The organism is Burkholderia sp. 28_3 (assembly GCF_003253915.1).
Lineage (GTDB): Bacteria > Pseudomonadota > Gammaproteobacteria > Burkholderiales > Burkholderiaceae > Burkholderia > Burkholderia cenocepacia.
In genome coordinates, this window is sequence record NZ_QKZF01000022.1 from 112,394 (window position 1) to 128,891 (window position 16,498).

Sequence of the window (16,498 nt, forward strand, 5' to 3'; positions counted from 1 at the left end):
CGTCAGCGGCCGATATGAATCCGCGCGCCGCCGTCGCCCTCGCCCGCTTCGATCCGCACGTCGCCGGTTGAAGCGACGATCGCGTCGTACACGTCATCGCCCACGCACACCACCGGCACCGCGATCGCATACAGCTCGGCGGCCACGATCGCGCCGATCGAGATAATCAAATCGCGCTCCTTCAACACGATCCCGACCGGCCCCGTGCCATTGCGCACCGCTTCCGCGAGCACGCTGCTGCTCGAGCTCGAACCCTTCGCGTGCGGCATCACCATCACCTTGCCGGCGAGGCTCGCGCCGGCCTGCGGATGCCCGCGATCGACGATCCGGCCCACGCCCGAGTCGTAGCCGCCCCAGAAGCTCAGCGGCTTGTCGAGGATGAACGGGCGCGCGCACGCGCTGCCCGGCACGAGCGTGTCGCCCGTCAAGAATGTGCCCGTCGTTTCAGTCATCGAATCGCACCTTGCCTTCGTACGCGGAGCGCACGCATTCGCGCATGCTGCCGTACGCGACCGTCACGCCGATGTTCGCGGGCGCATACGACGCCCATTTCCCCGAGTTGGTCATCACCAGCCCCGACAGTTGCTTCATCACCGGCGTGATGTACGTGCAGGTATCGACGACGATCTGGATGCCGCGCGCGGCGAATTTCTCCACGAGGCCGGCTTGCTCCAGTTCCCACAGAATGAAGCGGCTCGTGTTCACGTAGAAGTCGCACGCCGGCTTGCCGTCGAACGCGTCGAGCAACGTGTCGAGCGTGCGGAATTCGGCCAGCGAAAAATGCGGCGTGCCGAGCGCGACCGCGACGAGCGCGTCGCCGGCCGCACCGTGATTCAGCGTGCGGCGAATCTCGTCGAGATCGGCCATCGCGATATCGACCGTGCGCTGCGCGGCGCGGCCGTGCAACGCGGCGTCGAGCGTCGGCGCCTCGGGCGTCACGCCGACCGCATGGAACAGCGCGACGGCCCCGCTCGACGCGGCGGCCGCGCCGAGCGCCTTGAGTTCGTCCTCGGTGGTGTCCGCCGGCAACCCGACGATCGCCGGCACGACCGCGCCCGCGACCTTGCCGACCGCCAAACCGAGCGCGGCGAAATAGATGTCGCGCGACGGCAGGCGGCTGAAATCGGGCGCATTGAACACGATCCGCGCGGCGCGGTTCGCGTCGACATGCAGCCCCGCATACGGCGCGCGCCCGGTGATCGCGGCGGCCAGATCGAGAAAATCGCCGTAGCGGCTCGTGCGCGCGCCGAGCACCGAGTTCGCGAACACGATCGCATTCGATTCGGCCCACGCGATCTGCTCGCCCTTCGCCGGACGATTCTTCAGCTGATACGGCGCGCACGTGAAGCTCGATTCGCAGCCGAGTTGCAGATGCGCGTCCATCAGGCGCTGCGCATCGCGCTGGATCGTGCGGTCGCCGTGGTACAGCTCGGGATGGATCAGGTCGAGCGACCCGACGTTCAAGGTGGTCGGCACCGCGACCTTCGCGCCCGTGTCGACGAAATAGTCGACGAAGTCGAGGCTCGTCTGGCCGTGATACAGACAGCCGTCGATATGGGCGGACGTAATGTCGATCAGGTGCGGCGCGGACATCACCTGCGCGGTGCGCGCGACGATCCGCATCGCGCGGGCGACGCCGTCGCCGAAATCCCCGCGCAACATGGCGTCGTCGCGGTCACTCAACTGCAGCATCGGTTGCTCCTCGTGACGCGTACCGGCGGCGGCGCCGGTTCGTGAAAACAGTCAGAGGACTCTACAACTGGAAATAAAAACTGTCCAGATCGCCATCAAACCGGACATCATCAAAACCAATTCCAGCAATCGACTACTTCCAAGCCGACCAATGGCCTGAATTTCGCGCCAGTTGATCGCCACACCGCCACGCCAGCCCCGCCTACCGTTCCGCCGTCAGGCTGAACAATTCATTGCGCAACGCCTTCGCGCGCTCGCGGCCGAACTGCGTGTCGAATTCGTCCTGCGCGGCCTGCCACGCGACTTTTGCCTGCGCGAACGTACGCTCGCCGAGCTTCGTGAGGTGCAGCGCATGCGCGCGTGCATCGTGCTCGGACGCCGCCGTCGAGACGAAACCGTCGCGCTGCAACGGCTTCAGCGCACGCAGCAAGGTCGTGCGGTCCATCACGAGCATGTCGGCAAGTTCGCTCATCAGGAGGCCCGGGTGGCGCGTGAGGTTCGCCATGATCGAGAACTGGGCGGGCGTGACGCCGACCGGGGCCAGATGGCGTTCGTACAGCTGCGTGACGAAGCGCGCCGCCTGACGCAGCGCGAGACAGTTGCATGCCTGGGCAATCGAGGTGTCGTTCATGTTCGGCAATTTATATGTGCATATGCATAAAGTCAATGTACACTCCGCCGTAACAGCGGCCGGCGGCCGGCCATCGCGTCAAGGAGACCGACATGGACTACATCGACAAGCTGCGCATCTTCCGGTCGGTGGTGGAGATGCGCAGCTTCACGCGCGCCGCCGACATGCACGGCCTCGCGCGGCCGGTCGTATCGCGTGCGGTCGCGGATCTGGAGGCGCGTTTCGGCAGCCGGCTGCTGCACCGGACGACCCGCCAGGTGTCGCTGACCGAAACGGCCGAGCGCATCTACGAGCGTTGCGCGGCCGTGCTCGACGAACTCGACGCGCTGGAAGTGGAAGCGCAGACGCACACGCGCGAACCCGAAGGCCTGCTGCGCCTCGTCGCGCATACGACGGCCGCGCTGAACCGGCTCGTGCCGCTGATCGCCGGCTTCAAGCGCGCGCATCCGAACGTGCGCCTCGACGTCACGCTGACCGAGCGCCCGGTCGATCTGGTCGGCGAAGGCTACGACATCGGCATCGTCGTGCCGTACATGCTGACGAGCGAATCGACCGTCGTGCGGCTGGTCGAGCGCATTCCGGTCGTGATCGTCGCGACGCCTGCGTATCTGCAGACGCATGCGCGCCCCGAGACGCCGGCCGACCTCGCCGATCACGCGTTCGTGCCGATCTCGCCGTCGCTGCGCCGCCCGGCGCTGTCGTTCCGGGTCGACGGCGACATGCTCACCGTGCCGTTCCGTTTCGACATCTCGTCGAACAGCCCCGTGTTCAACCGCGAAATGGTGATGCACGACTTCGGCATCGGCGTCGTCCCGAAAACGCTCGTCCAGGCCGAACTCGCATCGGGCGCGCTCGTGCAGTTGCTGGAAGAAGCCGATCTCGTCGACGCGTTCGTCGAAATCAAGCTCGCGTACGCGAACCGCGCGCTGCTGCCCGCGAAGGTGAAGGCGTTCATCGACTACACGGCCGCGTACTGCGACCGCGAAGGCTGGATCGTTCCGGCGGCGGCGTGACGCCGGGCGCGCGAATACGCGTTTCCGACGCCGATTGATACAGCCACGACACCAATCTGATCCCGCCGCGCCCCTCGCTTCGCGCCGCGTCGCCACCTAACATGTGCACATGCACAAGACCACGCTCACCGATGACGATTGCTTCGCGGTCCGGCAAGCCGCCCGGCGGATCTCGCAGTTCTACGAGCGCTACCTGTCGCGGGCGGGCGTCACGCCGTCGCAGTACAGCATCCTCGCGCTGCTGCGCGAGCGGCCCGGCCTGACGATGGCGACGCTGTCGAACGTGCTGGTGATCGAACGCACCGCGCTGTTGCGCGCGCTCAAGCCGCTCGTCGGCGCGGCGCTGGTGACGGGGCGGATCGAGCCGCCGTGCCGCGGTCAGACCTTCGCGCTGACCGCGCACGGCGAAACGAAGGTGGCCGATGCGCACGTGCACTGGCTCGCCGCGCAGGAAGCGTTCGAGCGGTGCTTCGGGTCGGTGCAGGCGGCCCGACTGAGAGACGAATTGTTCCGCATCACGCACAACCTGCCGGAACGCTAACCCTTTCCCCGATCGACGTCGTGCCGTCGATCGCTTTAATAAGTGCATATACATAGGTGAATCGATGGATACGACCCAAGACGCTGCCTCGTCACGCGAAGCAGCCACAACCGAGCGGCCCGCCAAGCAGCAACGCCGCGTACCGTGGATGCGCATCGCGGTGGGCGCCGTCATCGTCGTGGTCGCGGCCGCCGCGCTCGACTGGCTGTTCGTGCTGCGCTTCCAGGAAAGCACCGACGACGCGTACGTCGGCGGCGACGTGACCGTGCTCGCACCGAAGGTCAACGGCTTCGTCGACAAGATCCTCGTGACCGACAACCAGCGCGTGAAGGCCGGCGACGTGCTCGTGCAGCTCGATGCGCGCGACTACGACGCGAAGCTCGCGCAGGCCAGCGCCGAAGTCGACAGCGCGCGCTCCGCCGTGACCGAACTCGAAGCGAAGCAGCAACTGCAATACGCGGTGATCGGCCAGCACGCGGCGGACAAGAACGCGTCGTCGGCCGAGCTGACGCGCGCTGCGTCGGACCGCGTGCGCTACCGCGAGCTCGTGAAATCGGACGCCGTATCCAACCAGATCGTCGAGCGCGCGGACGCCGACTACTCGAAGGCCGGCGCGGCCGTCGAACGCAGCGACGCCGCGCTGCTCGCATCGAAGCGGCAGCTCGACGTGCTGGGCGCGCAGCTCGCCGATGCGCGGGCCCGCGTGAACACCGCGCTCGCCGCGCAGCGCGTCGCGGCGCTCAACGTCGAATACACGACGATCCGCTCGCCGGTCGACGGCTACGTCGGCAACCGCACGGGGCGCGTCGGGATGCTCGCGAACGTCGGCGTGCCGCTGCTGACGGTCGTGCCGGCCTCCGGCCTGTGGATCGACGCGAACTTCAAGGAAGACCAGTTGCGCAAGATGCGCGCGGGAGACCGCGTCGACGTCGCGCTCGATGCGTCGAGCACGCGCCTGCACGGCCGCGTCGACAGCCTCGCGCCTGCGACCGGCGCGACCTTCAGCGTGCTGCCGCCCGAGAACGCGACCGGCAACTTCACGAAGATCGTCCAGCGCGTGCCGGTGCGCGTGCATCTCGATCCGCAGCCCGGTATCGAGCAGGTGCTGCGCCCCGGCCTGTCCGCGGTCGTGACCGTGCATACCGACCACCAGCACTGAGCGGGAGCCGACGATGACCACCGCGTTTTCCGGCGACCCCGCGTCGCAACCGACCAGACAGCGCGTGTTCGCGTTCGCGCTGATGTGCGTCGGCTTCTTCATGGCGACGCTCGACATCCAGATCGTCGCGTCGTCGCTGCGCGACATCGGCGGCGGGCTGTCCGCGAGCCAGGACGAACTGTCGTGGGTGCAGACCGCGTACCTGATCGCCGAGATCATCGTGATCCCGATGTCGGGCTGGCTGTCGAAGGTGATGTCGACGCGCTGGCTGTTCGCCGCGTCGGCCGTCGGCTTCACGATCACCAGCATGCTGTGCGGGCTCGCGTGGGACATCAACTCGATGATCCTGTTTCGCGGGCTGCAGGGCGCGCTCGGCGCCGCGATGATCCCGACCGTGTTCACGACCGCGTTCGTGCTGTTCCCCGGCAGGCAGCGGCTGATCGCGTCGACGACCATCGGCGCGCTCGCATCGCTCGCGCCGGCGATCGGCCCCGTGATCGGCGGCTGGATCACCGATCAATGGTCGTGGCACTGGCTGTTCTACCTGAACCTCGTGCCGGGCATCGCGGTCGCCGCGCTGGTGCCGCGCTACGTGCATATCGACGCGCCCGATCTCAGCCTGATCAAGCGCGGCGACTATCTCGGCATCCTGCTGATGTCGGGCTTCCTCGGCTGCCTCGAATACGTGCTCGAGGAAGGCCCGCGCAAGAACTGGTTCGGCGACGATGCGATCGTGATCTGCGCGTGGCTCTCCGGCATCTGCGGCTTCCTGTTCATCGTGCATGCGCTGACCGCGAAAGATCCGATCGTCGACCTGCGCGCGCTCGCCGTGCGCAACTTCGGGATCGGCAGCCTGCTGTCGTTCGTGACCGGCATCGGGATCTTCGTGACCGTGTTCCTGACGCCGCTGTTTCTCGCGCAGGTGCGTGCGTTCAGCTCGCTGCAGATCGGTATCGCGCTGCTGTCGGTCGGCGCGTTCCAGTTGATCGCGCTGTGTGCGTATGCGTTCGCCGCGCGCTACGTCAGCATGCGTGCGCTGCTCGTGTTCGGGCTGATCTGCTTCGGCCTCGGCTGCTACCTGTACACGCCGATCACGCACGACTGGGGCTGGCAGGAATTGCTGCTGCCGCAGGCGCTGCGCGGCATCGGCCAGCAGTTCAGCGTGCCGCCGATCGTGACGATGGCGCTCGGCTCGCTGCCGCAGTCGCGCCTGAAATCGGCGAGCGGGTTGTTCAACCTGATGCGCAACCTCGGCGGCGCGATCGGTATCGCGGTGAGCGCGACGATGCTCAACGACCGGCTGAATTTTCATTACCTGCGGCTGAACGAACACGTGAGCGCCGGCGAACCGCAGGTCGCGTCGCTGCTCGATCGCCAGGCCGCTTACTGGGGCTCGGTGGCCGGCAATACGCTGAACACCGCTCAGGCCGGGCTCGCGAACCTGCATCGGCTGATCTATCGCGAAGCGCTGACGCTCACCTATGCGGATGCGTACTACGCGCTGTCGCTGTGCTTCGTCGTCGCACTGCTTGCCGTCGTGTTTTCCAAACCCATTACGTTGAACGCGCCGCCACCGGACGCGCACTGAGGCCCAGGGATCATCATCATGAAGAAGCTACTCGTCGCGCTGGCCGTCAGCGCATTCGCCGCAGGGTGTGCGGTGCAGCCCGCGCAGCATCCGGCGCTGAACGAATCCGTTCAGACGCTCGCGCCCACCGTGTGGGATACCGACGTGCCGCGCGCGGACGTCGATGCGGCCGCCTGGTGGGCGCAGTTCCACGACCCCGTGCTCGACCGGCTGATCGCGACCGTGCTCGACGGGAACCTCGATCTGCAAGCCGCCGCCGAACGCGTGAAGCAGGCGCAGGCGCTGACCGTGCAGAAACGCGCGGTGCTGCTGCCCGAACTCGACGCGACCGCGCATGCGGCCGACGCGCGGCAGAACACGCCGCCGCCGCTCGGTTATGTGCGGCAGGCTGGGGCCGGGCTCGCGCTGAGCTGGTCGCCCGATGTGTTCGGCGGTGAACGGCTCGATTTGCTGGCCGCTCAAGCGGAGTTGGTCGGGCAAAAGCACGCGGAAGATGCGATGCGCCTTGCGCTTGCCGCCGATGCGGCATCCGCGTATGTCGATCTGCGCTGGGCGCAGCAGGAACTGAAGATCCTGCAGGACAACGCGAAGATCCGCCAGCATGCGCTCGAACTCACACGCAAGCGGCAGGCGTTCGGGCTGTCGACGGAACTCGACGTGACGCGTGCGCAGAACCAGCTCGACGCGCTCGAGGCGCGGATTCCGCCGACGCAGGCGCAGATTTCGCATCAGCTCAATCTGATCGCCGTGTATTCGGGGCGGACGCCGGAATCGGTCGATCGGCTCGTGCTGGCGCAGGCCGGGGAGATTCCCGCGCCGCCGATTGGCGCGCCGGGGACGCTGCCTTCGCAGGCGTTGTTGCGGCGGCCGGATGTGCTGACTGCCTATGCGCAGGTCGAGCGGCGTGCGGCGCAAGTGGGCGTGGCGAAGGCCGAGCGGTATCCGAAGTTTTCGTTGAACCTGACGGACGGGATTCTGGCGGCTTCCTATCTCGGGCTGCCGACGTTGACCGATAACCTGTTCAGCGCGGCACTGAGTGCGACGAGCCCGATCTTCAACGCGGGGCGGATTACCGCCGATATCTCGCAGAGCGAAAGCCGAATGCGCGGGTCGGAACTCGGGTTACGGCAGACGATGCTGCAAGCACTGCGGGAAGTCGAGGATGCGCGTGCGAATCTCGTCAGTTCCGATGAGGCGACGCGAAGGCTGGGTAGCGCATTGGCGGCTTCCGATAAAGCGCTCGGGCTGGCGAATCAGCTCTATAAGGGCGGCGCGACGGATTTTCTGGATGTGCTGTCGGCGCAGGAGGTTTATTTGCGGGATTCGGATTCGCTCAATCAGGTCAAGCGCGAACATGCGCTCGCGGCGGTGGCGTTGTATCGGTCACTTGGGGGTGGGTGGAGCAGGAATGAGGCGGCGGGTGGGCCGCGGGCGGAAACCGAAGCTGTGGCAAAGAACTAGGTGGGATCACGATGCGGGAGCCTGTCAGACTTTTAGTGTGCCGAGGTCATGAAACGATAACGGAACTAACGTCCTATGACCGATGCAACAGTGATCAAGAAAAGCAAGAATCCAAAGGCGCCGAAGGTGTTTCCCGACGAACTGACGATCAGTTGCTTGCCCAGGTTCAGGGCAAGAACGCCGAGTCGATCCTGGGGCGAATCGGGGCTTGGCCGGCCAGCTCGGGAAGCGCTTGGCCGAGCGCATGCTCGCGGCCGAGATGAGCCACCATCCGGAAGCCGGGACCGAGCAAGGCAAGGCCGGCAACCGCAATGGCACCCGCACCAAGACGTTCCTCACGCCCCAACGGCGAACTGAAGCTGGATATTCCGCATGACCAGCAGGCAACGTTCGAACGGCAATTGGCCGGCAAGTATCAATGCCGGCTGCCCGGCTTCGATGATCACGTCATCAGCATGTATGCGCGCGGCATGAGCGTACGCTTGATTCAGGGCCATCTGCGGCGACTGAGCTTTGCGGACACCGATTTCCTGAACCCGATTCTATCGAAGAGGCCGCGGGACAAACTCGCCCGCACGTTCACCGCGGAGCAGGCTCAGGCGATTCACTCCTTTGTCGAAGCCCTACCGATAGAAATCGTATCGATGGTCATCCACTGCGAAGGTGGCCATTCACGGTCATGCGCCGTCGCCTTGGCACGCCATCGGCTATATGGCTATCAAGCGGATCAAACATCTTGCGCACGCCACCCCTGCAATCGTCCGCATCATGATAGGAAATGACCGTACAACTCATCGCGAGCGGCAACGAGCCCGTGGCTGATACGTTTCAACAACCGCGCCCGTTGCCCTGCAACAGGCAGCGACGCGCCGTCATGTCTTTATTGAACCGAGAGCCTGGGACGAAATCAGCTTTGGCAGTGGCTCACATTTACATTGGCACAAATCGTTCTCTAATGCGACCTGCTTACCCATCATCGTCATCGCACGTGGCGAGCCGTCGCTTATGATGACACCCGTCGTGCCACAGGCGGGACATTGAACCGGGGCGCCCAGATAAGCGAAAGGTTGGCCTTGCAACGAGGTGCCGGCGATACCGTCGACCACAACACCGTTGCGGTCGGTCTTATCGCCCTCACGAATGAACCGTCGGCTCATGCTGTAAGGCCGTTGGATGGCGTCGCAGCATTGCACGCCCGCTCAACTTCCTCGGGCCACACTGGTTCACGACAGGTCCGCTGCGCGATGTAATAGGCAACCGCAAGGATGAATGTCGGTAGCGCAGCAATAATCGTCACCAAAGACATAACCGGGTTCCCCGACTTCAACAGGTCTGACGCACCATCAAACTGCAACTTTAGAGAATTTCGGAACGAGACTTCTGTTGTGAGAAATTCGGCTACCGGAGGTACCGCAGATGGTCCCTCTTCCATGAAGCGGCGATAGTATTCAAAGTCTTGGTAAAGCTCTTCCATCGCCTGCTGTCCAGCCGGACTATTTTCCTCAAATGCAAGTTCTACGTACTTGCCGACCGAGAACGTGCCGACAACTAACCCCTCGTCGTTAAGCACAAGGCAACGGACCACACGAGGTGCCGTCCCCGCGAGACCAGCTTTGGGCTTGCGCTCAACGTACAAAAATGCACTATCCCACGGAACTGAGAAGACACCACCTGGCCCGTTGTGGCGAAAGGCGTATATCTTTCGGTCCAAGCGGTTAAACCGTATCGGCTTGCGCGTATAATTGAAGCAATCTATGAGAAGCGCTCGCACCGTTACTGCAAGGCCAGCAATGCCAATTAATGAGAAAATTACCAACAGGAAGTAAACAATGCCCTGCTGCCCTTTTGCACGGACAGCAATTGGCATGTGGGTCGCTATCCACAGAAACATTGCGATTAGGCAGAAGAAGAGGATACCAGCAGTAGAAAACGCCAGCAGCCCCCAGCCTTTTTCACGATAAAGGCCATCACATACCTCGAGGTATGAATCGGTTGCCTTGAATACCGTACCCACGCTCTTTGCACTATCAGTGCGCCGTTCGTTGACATGCAGTCGTGCCGATGACTCCGTATCCGTTATCGGTCGATTGAGCTTGTATCGGGAGTGTCCGTCGAAAGCCATACTGATTCCATTCAAGAAAAAATTGCTGTGAACGCCTTCCGGTCTTCTTCAAGGTGTTCAAATCTTTCGCTAGTTGCCTTGATTCCGAAATAGCATTGCTCCAGCCAATCGTCCACTTCGCGACTCTTGAAATAGTTAATCAATACGCCGATAAGAGCTGCGAGAAGGAGCAACGGCAACGTCAAAACACTTCCTAAAAACGCGGCAACGACCAAAGCTCCTCCGATAAGTGCCGACGTAGTGTAGAGCGCAAACATAAGGATATTTCCGTGCTCGAGTTCGTCGTAGGCATGGTATGCATCGATAGCCGCCGATACCAATCCGACAATAGCCCCACCGAATCTGCCAACGATGGCCAGGAACCGCCCAACCTTGGCCATGCTCTCGGAGAGTTTAACGCCCGCCTTTTCCATCTGCTCGAGCGCGGATGAACCGTATTGCGCGACGCCGGCTACGAGCCCACCGACTGCATTGTCGAACTTGATGCCGGCTTCCGTCTGATTGAACCGATTCGCTTTCTTCAACTCCTCACGAGCGAAACGAAGATTGATAGCACTGAATATCGCTCCAATGCCTGCAAACCCAGGTTCCCCCTTCGTCATAAGTCGGAATTTCGGCATGTAAATCGTCTCGACCACGTCCGGCGTCAGCGTCGCGCTGGCCAACTTCTCGAACCCGGGCTTCGCCTTGACGCTTGCTAGGGCAGCGGCCTCTGTCGTCGGGCTTTCGACTGGCACGAACTGCTTCGCCTTGATTTCCGCGTCTACGCCTCTGCCTACGGAGGCCTTGTCCTGAAGCTGCTTTTTCAGGTCCTGCACGCTGATTTTCTGTCGGCCCGGCATCATTTCCTGCATCTGACGAGCGATGTAGTTCACCCATTGGTTTACCGAACCGTATACGACCTTAAACTCGAACAGCTGTTTCGTCCTCATGCACAGTGTGACATACAGCGTCTTCGCCGCCGCAGTCTCCACTCCCGTACTAACCGCTTGAACGACCGGCCCACCTGTCTCATGTAGCAGTCGCGCTAGAGACTTCGCGACGGCAACCTTAATGCCCTTGTCCTTCGAATCTTCCACTTGCTCTATCTTGCTGTATGACTCAATGAGCTTTGCAACGAACTCCCTCAGTTCCATGTACGGGTAACTGGACGCTTCCTTGACCTTCTCGGCAAGTACCGGACTATTTAAAACGAACGCCCGCAGCAGCGGGTTACGGGTATCGGATACGCTGCCTTTGGCCCACTTGACGAGCACGTCAATGGCCTCTTTGCGGTCAGCCGAGCCTTCGATGCATCGCGTAAATGTGTTGGTATAGTTCAGCCCACATCTCCAGCTTCCCGGCTCGTAATCCGACTCGAAAACGTTCAGCAATGCTGAACTGGACAGCCACGCCTGATGGTCTTGCGACAGCGGTATAAGCGTGCTCGCCTGCTCCGACTTCATCGCGTTCGCCATCTGTTGCCGAAAGTCGACGATAGCCTGCTGCCGATAGTGGGTCGTGTAGGGCTTCCATGCCTCCGGTCCAGCTGTTGCAAGTTCAGACTCCTTCTGCGCCTCAATGCTTTTGAGCCGCTTCTCGAGCGCCTTGCCACCATCGAACAGAGCCCCGAGGCCCATGCCCTCATAAGTATTGGCTTCCAGCATGCCGGCGGCACGTTCCACGTCCTCTTTCGCCGAAACCGCGACCGCCTTTTGCAGCGCGTCGATTGCGCTGGAGGTCCATATTCCGTGTTCATACGGCGCAAGCGCTGCGCCGAAAGCAACGCGCTGCTCAAAATTGAGTTCCTGCGTGATGCCAACCGGGTCCCACAACGCGAAGAACAGCCCCTTGTCCGGTAGTATGGAATCCATCGCCTTTTTCAGGGCCGGCTGCTGCCCGGCACGGTCATGGTACGGAAAGCAACCGGTAACGAGCGCATCGGGACGACCGCCCTTGTATTCGCTCAGTAGCCCCTCGAGATGGTCCAGGCTATCCGCGTGCGGCTGGTTCATGCTGCCGTTATACCAGGCGGTTGCATCGAACTTCTGCATCCGCTTGTCACGACAACCCATGAAGTTCTTCGCGTAGGTGTCTCGGACTTTCTGTGTCCAAAGCTCATCGCTGAACGCCAGATACACGGTTCCGGCATGTTCGGCGTCGTCAACGGTGATGCATTGAGCCAGTTGCGCATGCCCAGGTTGGTGGCAGCTGAACGGTTTCTCGAAACTACGGTCGAGCTTGATGCCGACCGGATAGTCGTACAAGTATCCTTCCGCCGTAACCGCGTATATCTGCCATCGCTGTGTCTTTGGATAGAAGATATACACGTAGCCGTAGCGCAGGGTGCGCAGCGTGTACTTTGCCTTTTTGAGCGCGATGCCGACGACGCCATCCCCAAACTTGCCGCCCATGAGCGACATCGCGCCAGCAGAGCTGTGAGCCTTGGAGTTGGCCACGACCCCGTAGCGGACAGGCAGAATCGGCAACCCCTTCTTCTTGCACATGTTGCATGAATTCGGCGCACGCGAGCTGGTCTGCATCGCGGACTGCGTGAGCTGCGAAATACTCGCAAAATTCGTGTCGAGTGCCATTCTTTATCTCTCTCGTGCCGCCACCCGGGCTCATTGATATTGGATGCTCTCGCGAGCAATCGCTTCCCAGTCTGCCGCGCTCCAGTTCGCTACCGCTTCAGCATACGGGCCTTTCCGCGGCGCCTGCAGAATGGCCCGAACACGCGGGTGACGGTCAAAGCAGGGGGAAACGAGTGTGCCGTGAAGTGCAAAAGCAAGCAGGTCCCCACCGGCGAGCCCATGAGCCTCTCCTTTTGCAAGTTGCGCGTCGAGCAGCGCCGACATATCGGGACGAGGCGCCGTACCATTGCAACGGAGTAGGTCAAGCCCGCGCTGAACCAACTCGATGCGCGCAATTCGTGCGTGCTGGTCCGCAGTAACCGCGAAGGCGGCTTCCGGTTCGGCCGCGCCGTTGACCACCGTCCATCCGCTTACGGGGTCGAGGTACGTCCACGTTGCAACCGGCCCCAGAAGCGCATCCATCTGCTCGGCCTTCAAGATGCGACCCAAGTGCGGAAACACGCGCCGGTCGTAGTAGCGGAAGACCGCATCGCCCGAAATCGGCGCCTGCAGTATCAACCGGTTCGACAGATGTTGCTGAAGCCGGCCCGTCGCCTTGCCGCATTCGACAATGGCGCAAACGACCGGCGGCAAGCCATTCTCCAGGTCCGATTCGGCGCGCTTTCTCAACGCTGGCAATTGCAGCTCGGGATGCTCGGCGCAGTACAACACGGGAGCCACGCCCTCGAGTTCGGGACGCGCCGCAGGAACCAATTCACCGACTTCATAGACCGGCGGCACGCCAGGCAACTCGAGCTTCCCGTTGACGACTTCAACGATAACGTAGTGAACCATGCCGACCGCCCTACACGAGTGCCGAGCCGGCCTGCGCTGCGGCTGCGAACTGCTGGGCGCACGACTTTGAAGGCGCAAGCTGCGCCGACGCGCTATCGCCCGCCGGGCCATCGAAGATGAGCGGACTGCCCTTGACCTCGACCAGCCCCGGCGCATGGATGAAGATTTTACCTTCGGCGATGCGAATCGATGCGCCGCCGGCGGTAAGGGTGATTTCCTTCTGGGCTGTAACGTTCACCGAATCGGAAGTGGACACGACCTTTACAGTCTTGTCTGCCGTAAGTTCGATGTTGTCCGACTGCGCCTGCACTTCGACCTTGCCTTTGCCGGCAAACAGCTTGATACCGGCATTCTGTACGAAGAAGCTCAATTTCTCACCAATACTGGCAATCCACGACCTCGCCACCGAAACGTAGGTGCTCTCTCCGCTAACCAAATTGACGTGCTGGGTAGCTGCTGCGTGGAGCGACTTCTGCGTCGACAGGCCCATGTCAGCCGGGCTCGCAAGCAACATGACAGGTTGCGAAAACGCATTGGCGCTTCCGGCGCCGCCACCCGCTGTCCTGCCGCCCGCCATAGAGCCCTGTGCATCGCTCTGCGTCGTCGCAGCGAAGTCCTTGATGGCGTCCTGTGCATCGTCCAGGGTCTCGGCCTGGCCGTCAGCAGCAGCGAGTGAGCGATGCTGAATCACGCCGCTCGAATCGATAAGGTGTTGCGTGGCTTCCTTCACATCCAGCGGCTGACTCGACGTGCCGCCGCGGGCGTAGGTCGATACGTAGAGTCCGCGTCCGGCCCGCAGGGCACCTGACGCCTCGGTCTTCAGTTCGAAGCCAGTGCCAAGGTAGTTGCCGCGCGTATTGCCGCTGTGGTCGATGAGATAGCCGATGTGAAGATATGAATTCGCCGTCGAGCTGAAAAGCTGCGCCCGGTTCTGCGACGTGGAGTCGTCGAAGACGAGTTGATTGAAACCCTGACCGCTGTACTCCTGCGACTTGAAACCGGACAGCAGGCCGTTCGAATGCCAATGTGGCGTGTTGACAGAGTGAAAGAGCACTCCACTGACGACCGGCCGGTCGCAATCCCCGTCGAGGTAATTGACGGCCACTTCCTGCCCGATTCGAGGGACGAACACACCGCCGAATCCCTTGCCGGCGTGCGGCAGTATTACCCGCATCCAGCACGATGACGTCTCGTTATTGCTCCCCAGACGGTCCCAGTGCATCTGAGCCTTCACCCGGTTCAACTCGTCCGTGTACACCTCCTCACCCGCCGGTCCCACGATAGTGGCGGTCTGCATATGCATGACCGGCTTTCTGTGCTCGAACGGGCTGCGGAATGGCACCGAGCGGCGCTGGACCTCGATTTCGGCCAGCACGAAACTTTCATTGCCTAACGGGTCCTTCGATACGAATGCGGCCTGCCGGTCCTTGTATTCGGCACGCAGACGCGACAGGCGTCGCTGCAGGCTACCCGGAAAGGGGCGGCTGTTGCCCAACGGCAGATTGTTCTGGATAGCCCAACGCACGCCAAGAATCGCGAACTCGCGGTCCTCAGGCTTGTCTGCGTCGTGCTCGGGATGGTCTTCGAGCGTGAACCATCGACCGGCGTCCATGCACGGAACACTGCCCACCCCGAAAAACCGTTTGCTGCGCGAGGCCATCTCTTCCAGCCGAATTCGCATAGCGCGCTCGCCACGGTCGTAGGACTCGCCAGTGACTGGAAAGCTATAGTGGCCCGCGTATTCGTAGACTTCCAACTCCTGCGGGATATCGCCTTGGTCAACCGTGGACCGGTCCGCCCGCTGCAACGTGCGTGCCGGACGTTTGTAATCCGCCGTGCTGAACGCATATCCGACGCTTTGCGTCGTACGCTCGCCGCTCCATTCGACGAGTGTGCCAGCCTGGCCGTCTCGGTCGCCGCGATAGAACGGTACTCGCTGGGTAGCGAGCGCTTTGCAATTGAAGAGGTCGTCGGTCACGACAATCGTATGCGACTTACCGTCCTCTGCATGCTCGACATACGTGAACCATCCCTCCGACTCCATCAACCGATGGACGAAATTGTGGTCGGTTTCGTACTGAGTACAGTACGAGCGAACCGCGCCCGGGTCTTTCACATCGAGCCGGAAATGACCGCGCGCCTGCGAATGGCCGCTGAACACTTTAGTCAGGATGTCGGCGGTCGTTAGGTCCTGGAAAATGCGCGCGTCCTTGCGGTACTGCAGAAAGCGCATCCACGACGAAAACGAAAGCTGATAGTAAGCGAGTCCCCCGTCCGCTCCGAGGCGTCGCGTTGCATGGACGTAGCCATGCCAAGGCAGGTACGACTCGTCGGCTTGACGCACCCATAATGTGACAGGTTGCGCCATCAGCTTCTTCAAATGAAGCGCGCGCTCCCGGGTCACGACGTCCACTGTGAGCTCGAAATCCCGGCCCACGCGCGATTCGCCCATGGCGCGTTGGGGCAACAGTACCTTCGCCCCGAGGGGCGTTTCCAGGACGAGCGTTCGGTTCGTCTGCTCGATACCCGCGTCAAGCATCAACGAATTGGGCAACCTACCCATCTCGAATATCTCCTCTGGACGAAAAAATGAACGTAAATCGGAGGCAGCGCGAAAGGTCGAAAGAGATTTTGCCACAACGACCTATCCGCTTTGATAACAAACGTAAAAACAGTCTCCCGACAACCGACATCATTTTATGTTTCAATTCTTTCTAATCTTTCGCATCGACAACAAGGGCATTTCTTACAGCAATTAACGTCGAAACAAGCAGCGGACCGACTCCTTCACTAGGGAAACGCTGATCAATGGACCAACTTCCGAAGTTGCAGGCGAGATGGCTTCAAATTTTCTGGATGACGAAGCGAATCGGCGCTCAATTCA

The 16,498-nt window shown here is 62.0% G+C and carries 13 protein-coding genes and 1 pseudogene; 6 read left to right on the plus strand and 8 right to left on the minus strand.

The features are described from left to right. Positions 1–2 precede the first annotated feature (2 nt). The 3 genes from DFS13_RS32185 to DFS13_RS32195 form a co-directional block, all read right to left on the minus strand. A complete protein-coding gene (locus DFS13_RS32185) occupies positions 3–452 on the minus strand; it encodes an aconitase X swivel domain-containing protein (protein WP_043205195.1) in 450 nt (149 codons plus the stop codon). Next, the gene (locus DFS13_RS32190) at positions 445–1,692 is read right to left on the minus strand and encodes an aconitase X (protein ID WP_062909994.1); all 1,248 of its coding nucleotides are present in this window, start codon (positions 1,690–1,692) and stop codon (positions 445–447) included. The genes DFS13_RS32185 and DFS13_RS32190 overlap by 8 nt, the downstream gene beginning before the upstream one ends. A gap of 202 nt (positions 1,693–1,894) precedes the next feature. Beyond that, positions 1,895–2,323, minus strand: a complete 429-nt coding sequence (locus DFS13_RS32195; RefSeq protein ID WP_006484349.1) for a MarR family winged helix-turn-helix transcriptional regulator — start codon at positions 2,321–2,323, stop codon at positions 1,895–1,897. A 92-nt stretch (positions 2,324–2,415) separates the two neighbouring features. On the opposite strand from DFS13_RS32195, the gene DFS13_RS32200 reads away from it, so the two are divergent. From DFS13_RS32200 to DFS13_RS32225, 6 genes and pseudogenes are all read left to right on the plus strand, one after another. Further along, on the plus strand, positions 2,416–3,336 hold the full coding sequence (locus DFS13_RS32200) for a LysR family transcriptional regulator (RefSeq protein ID WP_006491760.1): 921 nt from the start codon (positions 2,416–2,418) through the stop codon (positions 3,334–3,336). 109 nt (positions 3,337–3,445) lie between these two features. After that, positions 3,446–3,877: a MarR family winged helix-turn-helix transcriptional regulator gene (locus tag DFS13_RS32205; protein WP_006491751.1), complete on the plus strand. Its 432-nt coding sequence runs from the start codon at positions 3,446–3,448 to the stop codon at positions 3,875–3,877. A gap of 64 nt (positions 3,878–3,941) precedes the next feature. Then, the gene (locus DFS13_RS32210; protein WP_060212638.1) at positions 3,942–5,036 is read left to right on the plus strand and encodes an HlyD family secretion protein; all 1,095 of its coding nucleotides are present in this window, start codon (positions 3,942–3,944) and stop codon (positions 5,034–5,036) included. A gap of 13 nt (positions 5,037–5,049) precedes the next feature. After that, positions 5,050–6,624, plus strand: a complete 1,575-nt coding sequence (locus DFS13_RS32215) for a DHA2 family efflux MFS transporter permease subunit (protein WP_034202669.1) — start codon at positions 5,050–5,052, stop codon at positions 6,622–6,624. 18 nt (positions 6,625–6,642) lie between these two features. After that, positions 6,643–8,085 (plus strand): efflux transporter outer membrane subunit, encoded by a 1,443-nt coding sequence (locus DFS13_RS32220; protein ID WP_060212641.1) that lies wholly within the window; start codon positions 6,643–6,645, stop codon positions 8,083–8,085. Between the two features lie 75 nt (positions 8,086–8,160). Then, a pseudogene (locus tag DFS13_RS32225) lies at positions 8,161–8,594 on the plus strand (transposase); the annotation flags it as partial. 363 nt (positions 8,595–8,957) lie between these two features. Here DFS13_RS32225 and DFS13_RS32230 read toward each other — a convergent pair. Genes DFS13_RS32230 through DFS13_RS32250 form a run of 5 tightly spaced genes read right to left on the minus strand, consistent with a single transcriptional unit; the run spans position 8,958 to position 16,177 of the window. Continuing rightward, positions 8,958–9,242: a PAAR domain-containing protein gene (locus DFS13_RS32230; RefSeq protein ID WP_080431258.1), complete on the minus strand. Its 285-nt coding sequence runs from the start codon at positions 9,240–9,242 to the stop codon at positions 8,958–8,960. Continuing rightward, positions 9,239–10,207 (minus strand): DUF6708 domain-containing protein, encoded by a 969-nt coding sequence (locus DFS13_RS32235; RefSeq protein WP_080322324.1) that lies wholly within the window; start codon positions 10,205–10,207, stop codon positions 9,239–9,241. Before DFS13_RS32235 ends, DFS13_RS32230 begins: the two co-directional genes overlap by 4 nt. A gap of 11 nt (positions 10,208–10,218) precedes the next feature. After that, entirely contained in the window at positions 10,219–12,780 is a 2,562-nt protein-coding gene (locus DFS13_RS32240; protein ID WP_060212645.1) for a T6SS effector BTH_I2691 family protein, read from the minus strand. Between the two features lie 30 nt (positions 12,781–12,810). Further along, on the minus strand, positions 12,811–13,614 hold the full coding sequence (locus tag DFS13_RS32245) for a DUF4123 domain-containing protein (RefSeq protein ID WP_111442594.1): 804 nt from the start codon (positions 13,612–13,614) through the stop codon (positions 12,811–12,813). 10 nt (positions 13,615–13,624) lie between these two features. Then, positions 13,625–16,177, minus strand: a complete 2,553-nt coding sequence (locus DFS13_RS32250) for a type VI secretion system Vgr family protein (protein ID WP_060212650.1) — start codon at positions 16,175–16,177, stop codon at positions 13,625–13,627. Positions 16,178–16,498 lie beyond the last annotated feature (321 nt).

Excerpts from the sequence above, each read along its gene's own strand:
- DFS13_RS32185 (WP_043205195.1), bottom strand. The coding sequence starts at position 452 with ATGACTGAAACGACGGGCACATTCTTGACGGGCGACACGCTCGTGCCG.
- DFS13_RS32195 (WP_006484349.1), bottom strand. The coding sequence starts at position 2,323 with ATGAACGACACCTCGATTGCCCAGGCATGCAACTGTCTCGCGCTGCGT.
- DFS13_RS32205 (WP_006491751.1), top strand. The coding sequence starts at position 3,446 with ATGCACAAGACCACGCTCACCGATGACGATTGCTTCGCGGTCCGGCAA.
- DFS13_RS32250 (WP_060212650.1), bottom strand. The coding sequence starts at position 16,177 with ATGGGTAGGTTGCCCAATTCGTTGATGCTTGACGCGGGTATCGAGCAG.
- DFS13_RS32235 (WP_080322324.1), bottom strand. The coding sequence starts at position 10,207 with ATGGCTTTCGACGGACACTCCCGATACAAGCTCAATCGACCGATAACG.
- DFS13_RS32245 (WP_111442594.1), bottom strand. The coding sequence starts at position 13,614 with ATGGTTCACTACGTTATCGTTGAAGTCGTCAACGGGAAGCTCGAGTTG.
- DFS13_RS32190 (WP_062909994.1), bottom strand. The coding sequence starts at position 1,692 with ATGCTGCAGTTGAGTGACCGCGACGACGCCATGTTGCGCGGGGATTTC.
- DFS13_RS32200 (WP_006491760.1), top strand. The coding sequence starts at position 2,416 with ATGGACTACATCGACAAGCTGCGCATCTTCCGGTCGGTGGTGGAGATG.
- DFS13_RS32230 (WP_080431258.1), bottom strand. The coding sequence starts at position 9,242 with ATGAGCCGACGGTTCATTCGTGAGGGCGATAAGACCGACCGCAACGGT.
- DFS13_RS32210 (WP_060212638.1), top strand. The coding sequence starts at position 3,942 with ATGGATACGACCCAAGACGCTGCCTCGTCACGCGAAGCAGCCACAACC.
- DFS13_RS32220 (WP_060212641.1), top strand. The coding sequence starts at position 6,643 with ATGAAGAAGCTACTCGTCGCGCTGGCCGTCAGCGCATTCGCCGCAGGG.
- DFS13_RS32240 (WP_060212645.1), bottom strand. The coding sequence starts at position 12,780 with ATGGCACTCGACACGAATTTTGCGAGTATTTCGCAGCTCACGCAGTCC.
- DFS13_RS32215 (WP_034202669.1), top strand. The coding sequence starts at position 5,050 with ATGACCACCGCGTTTTCCGGCGACCCCGCGTCGCAACCGACCAGACAG.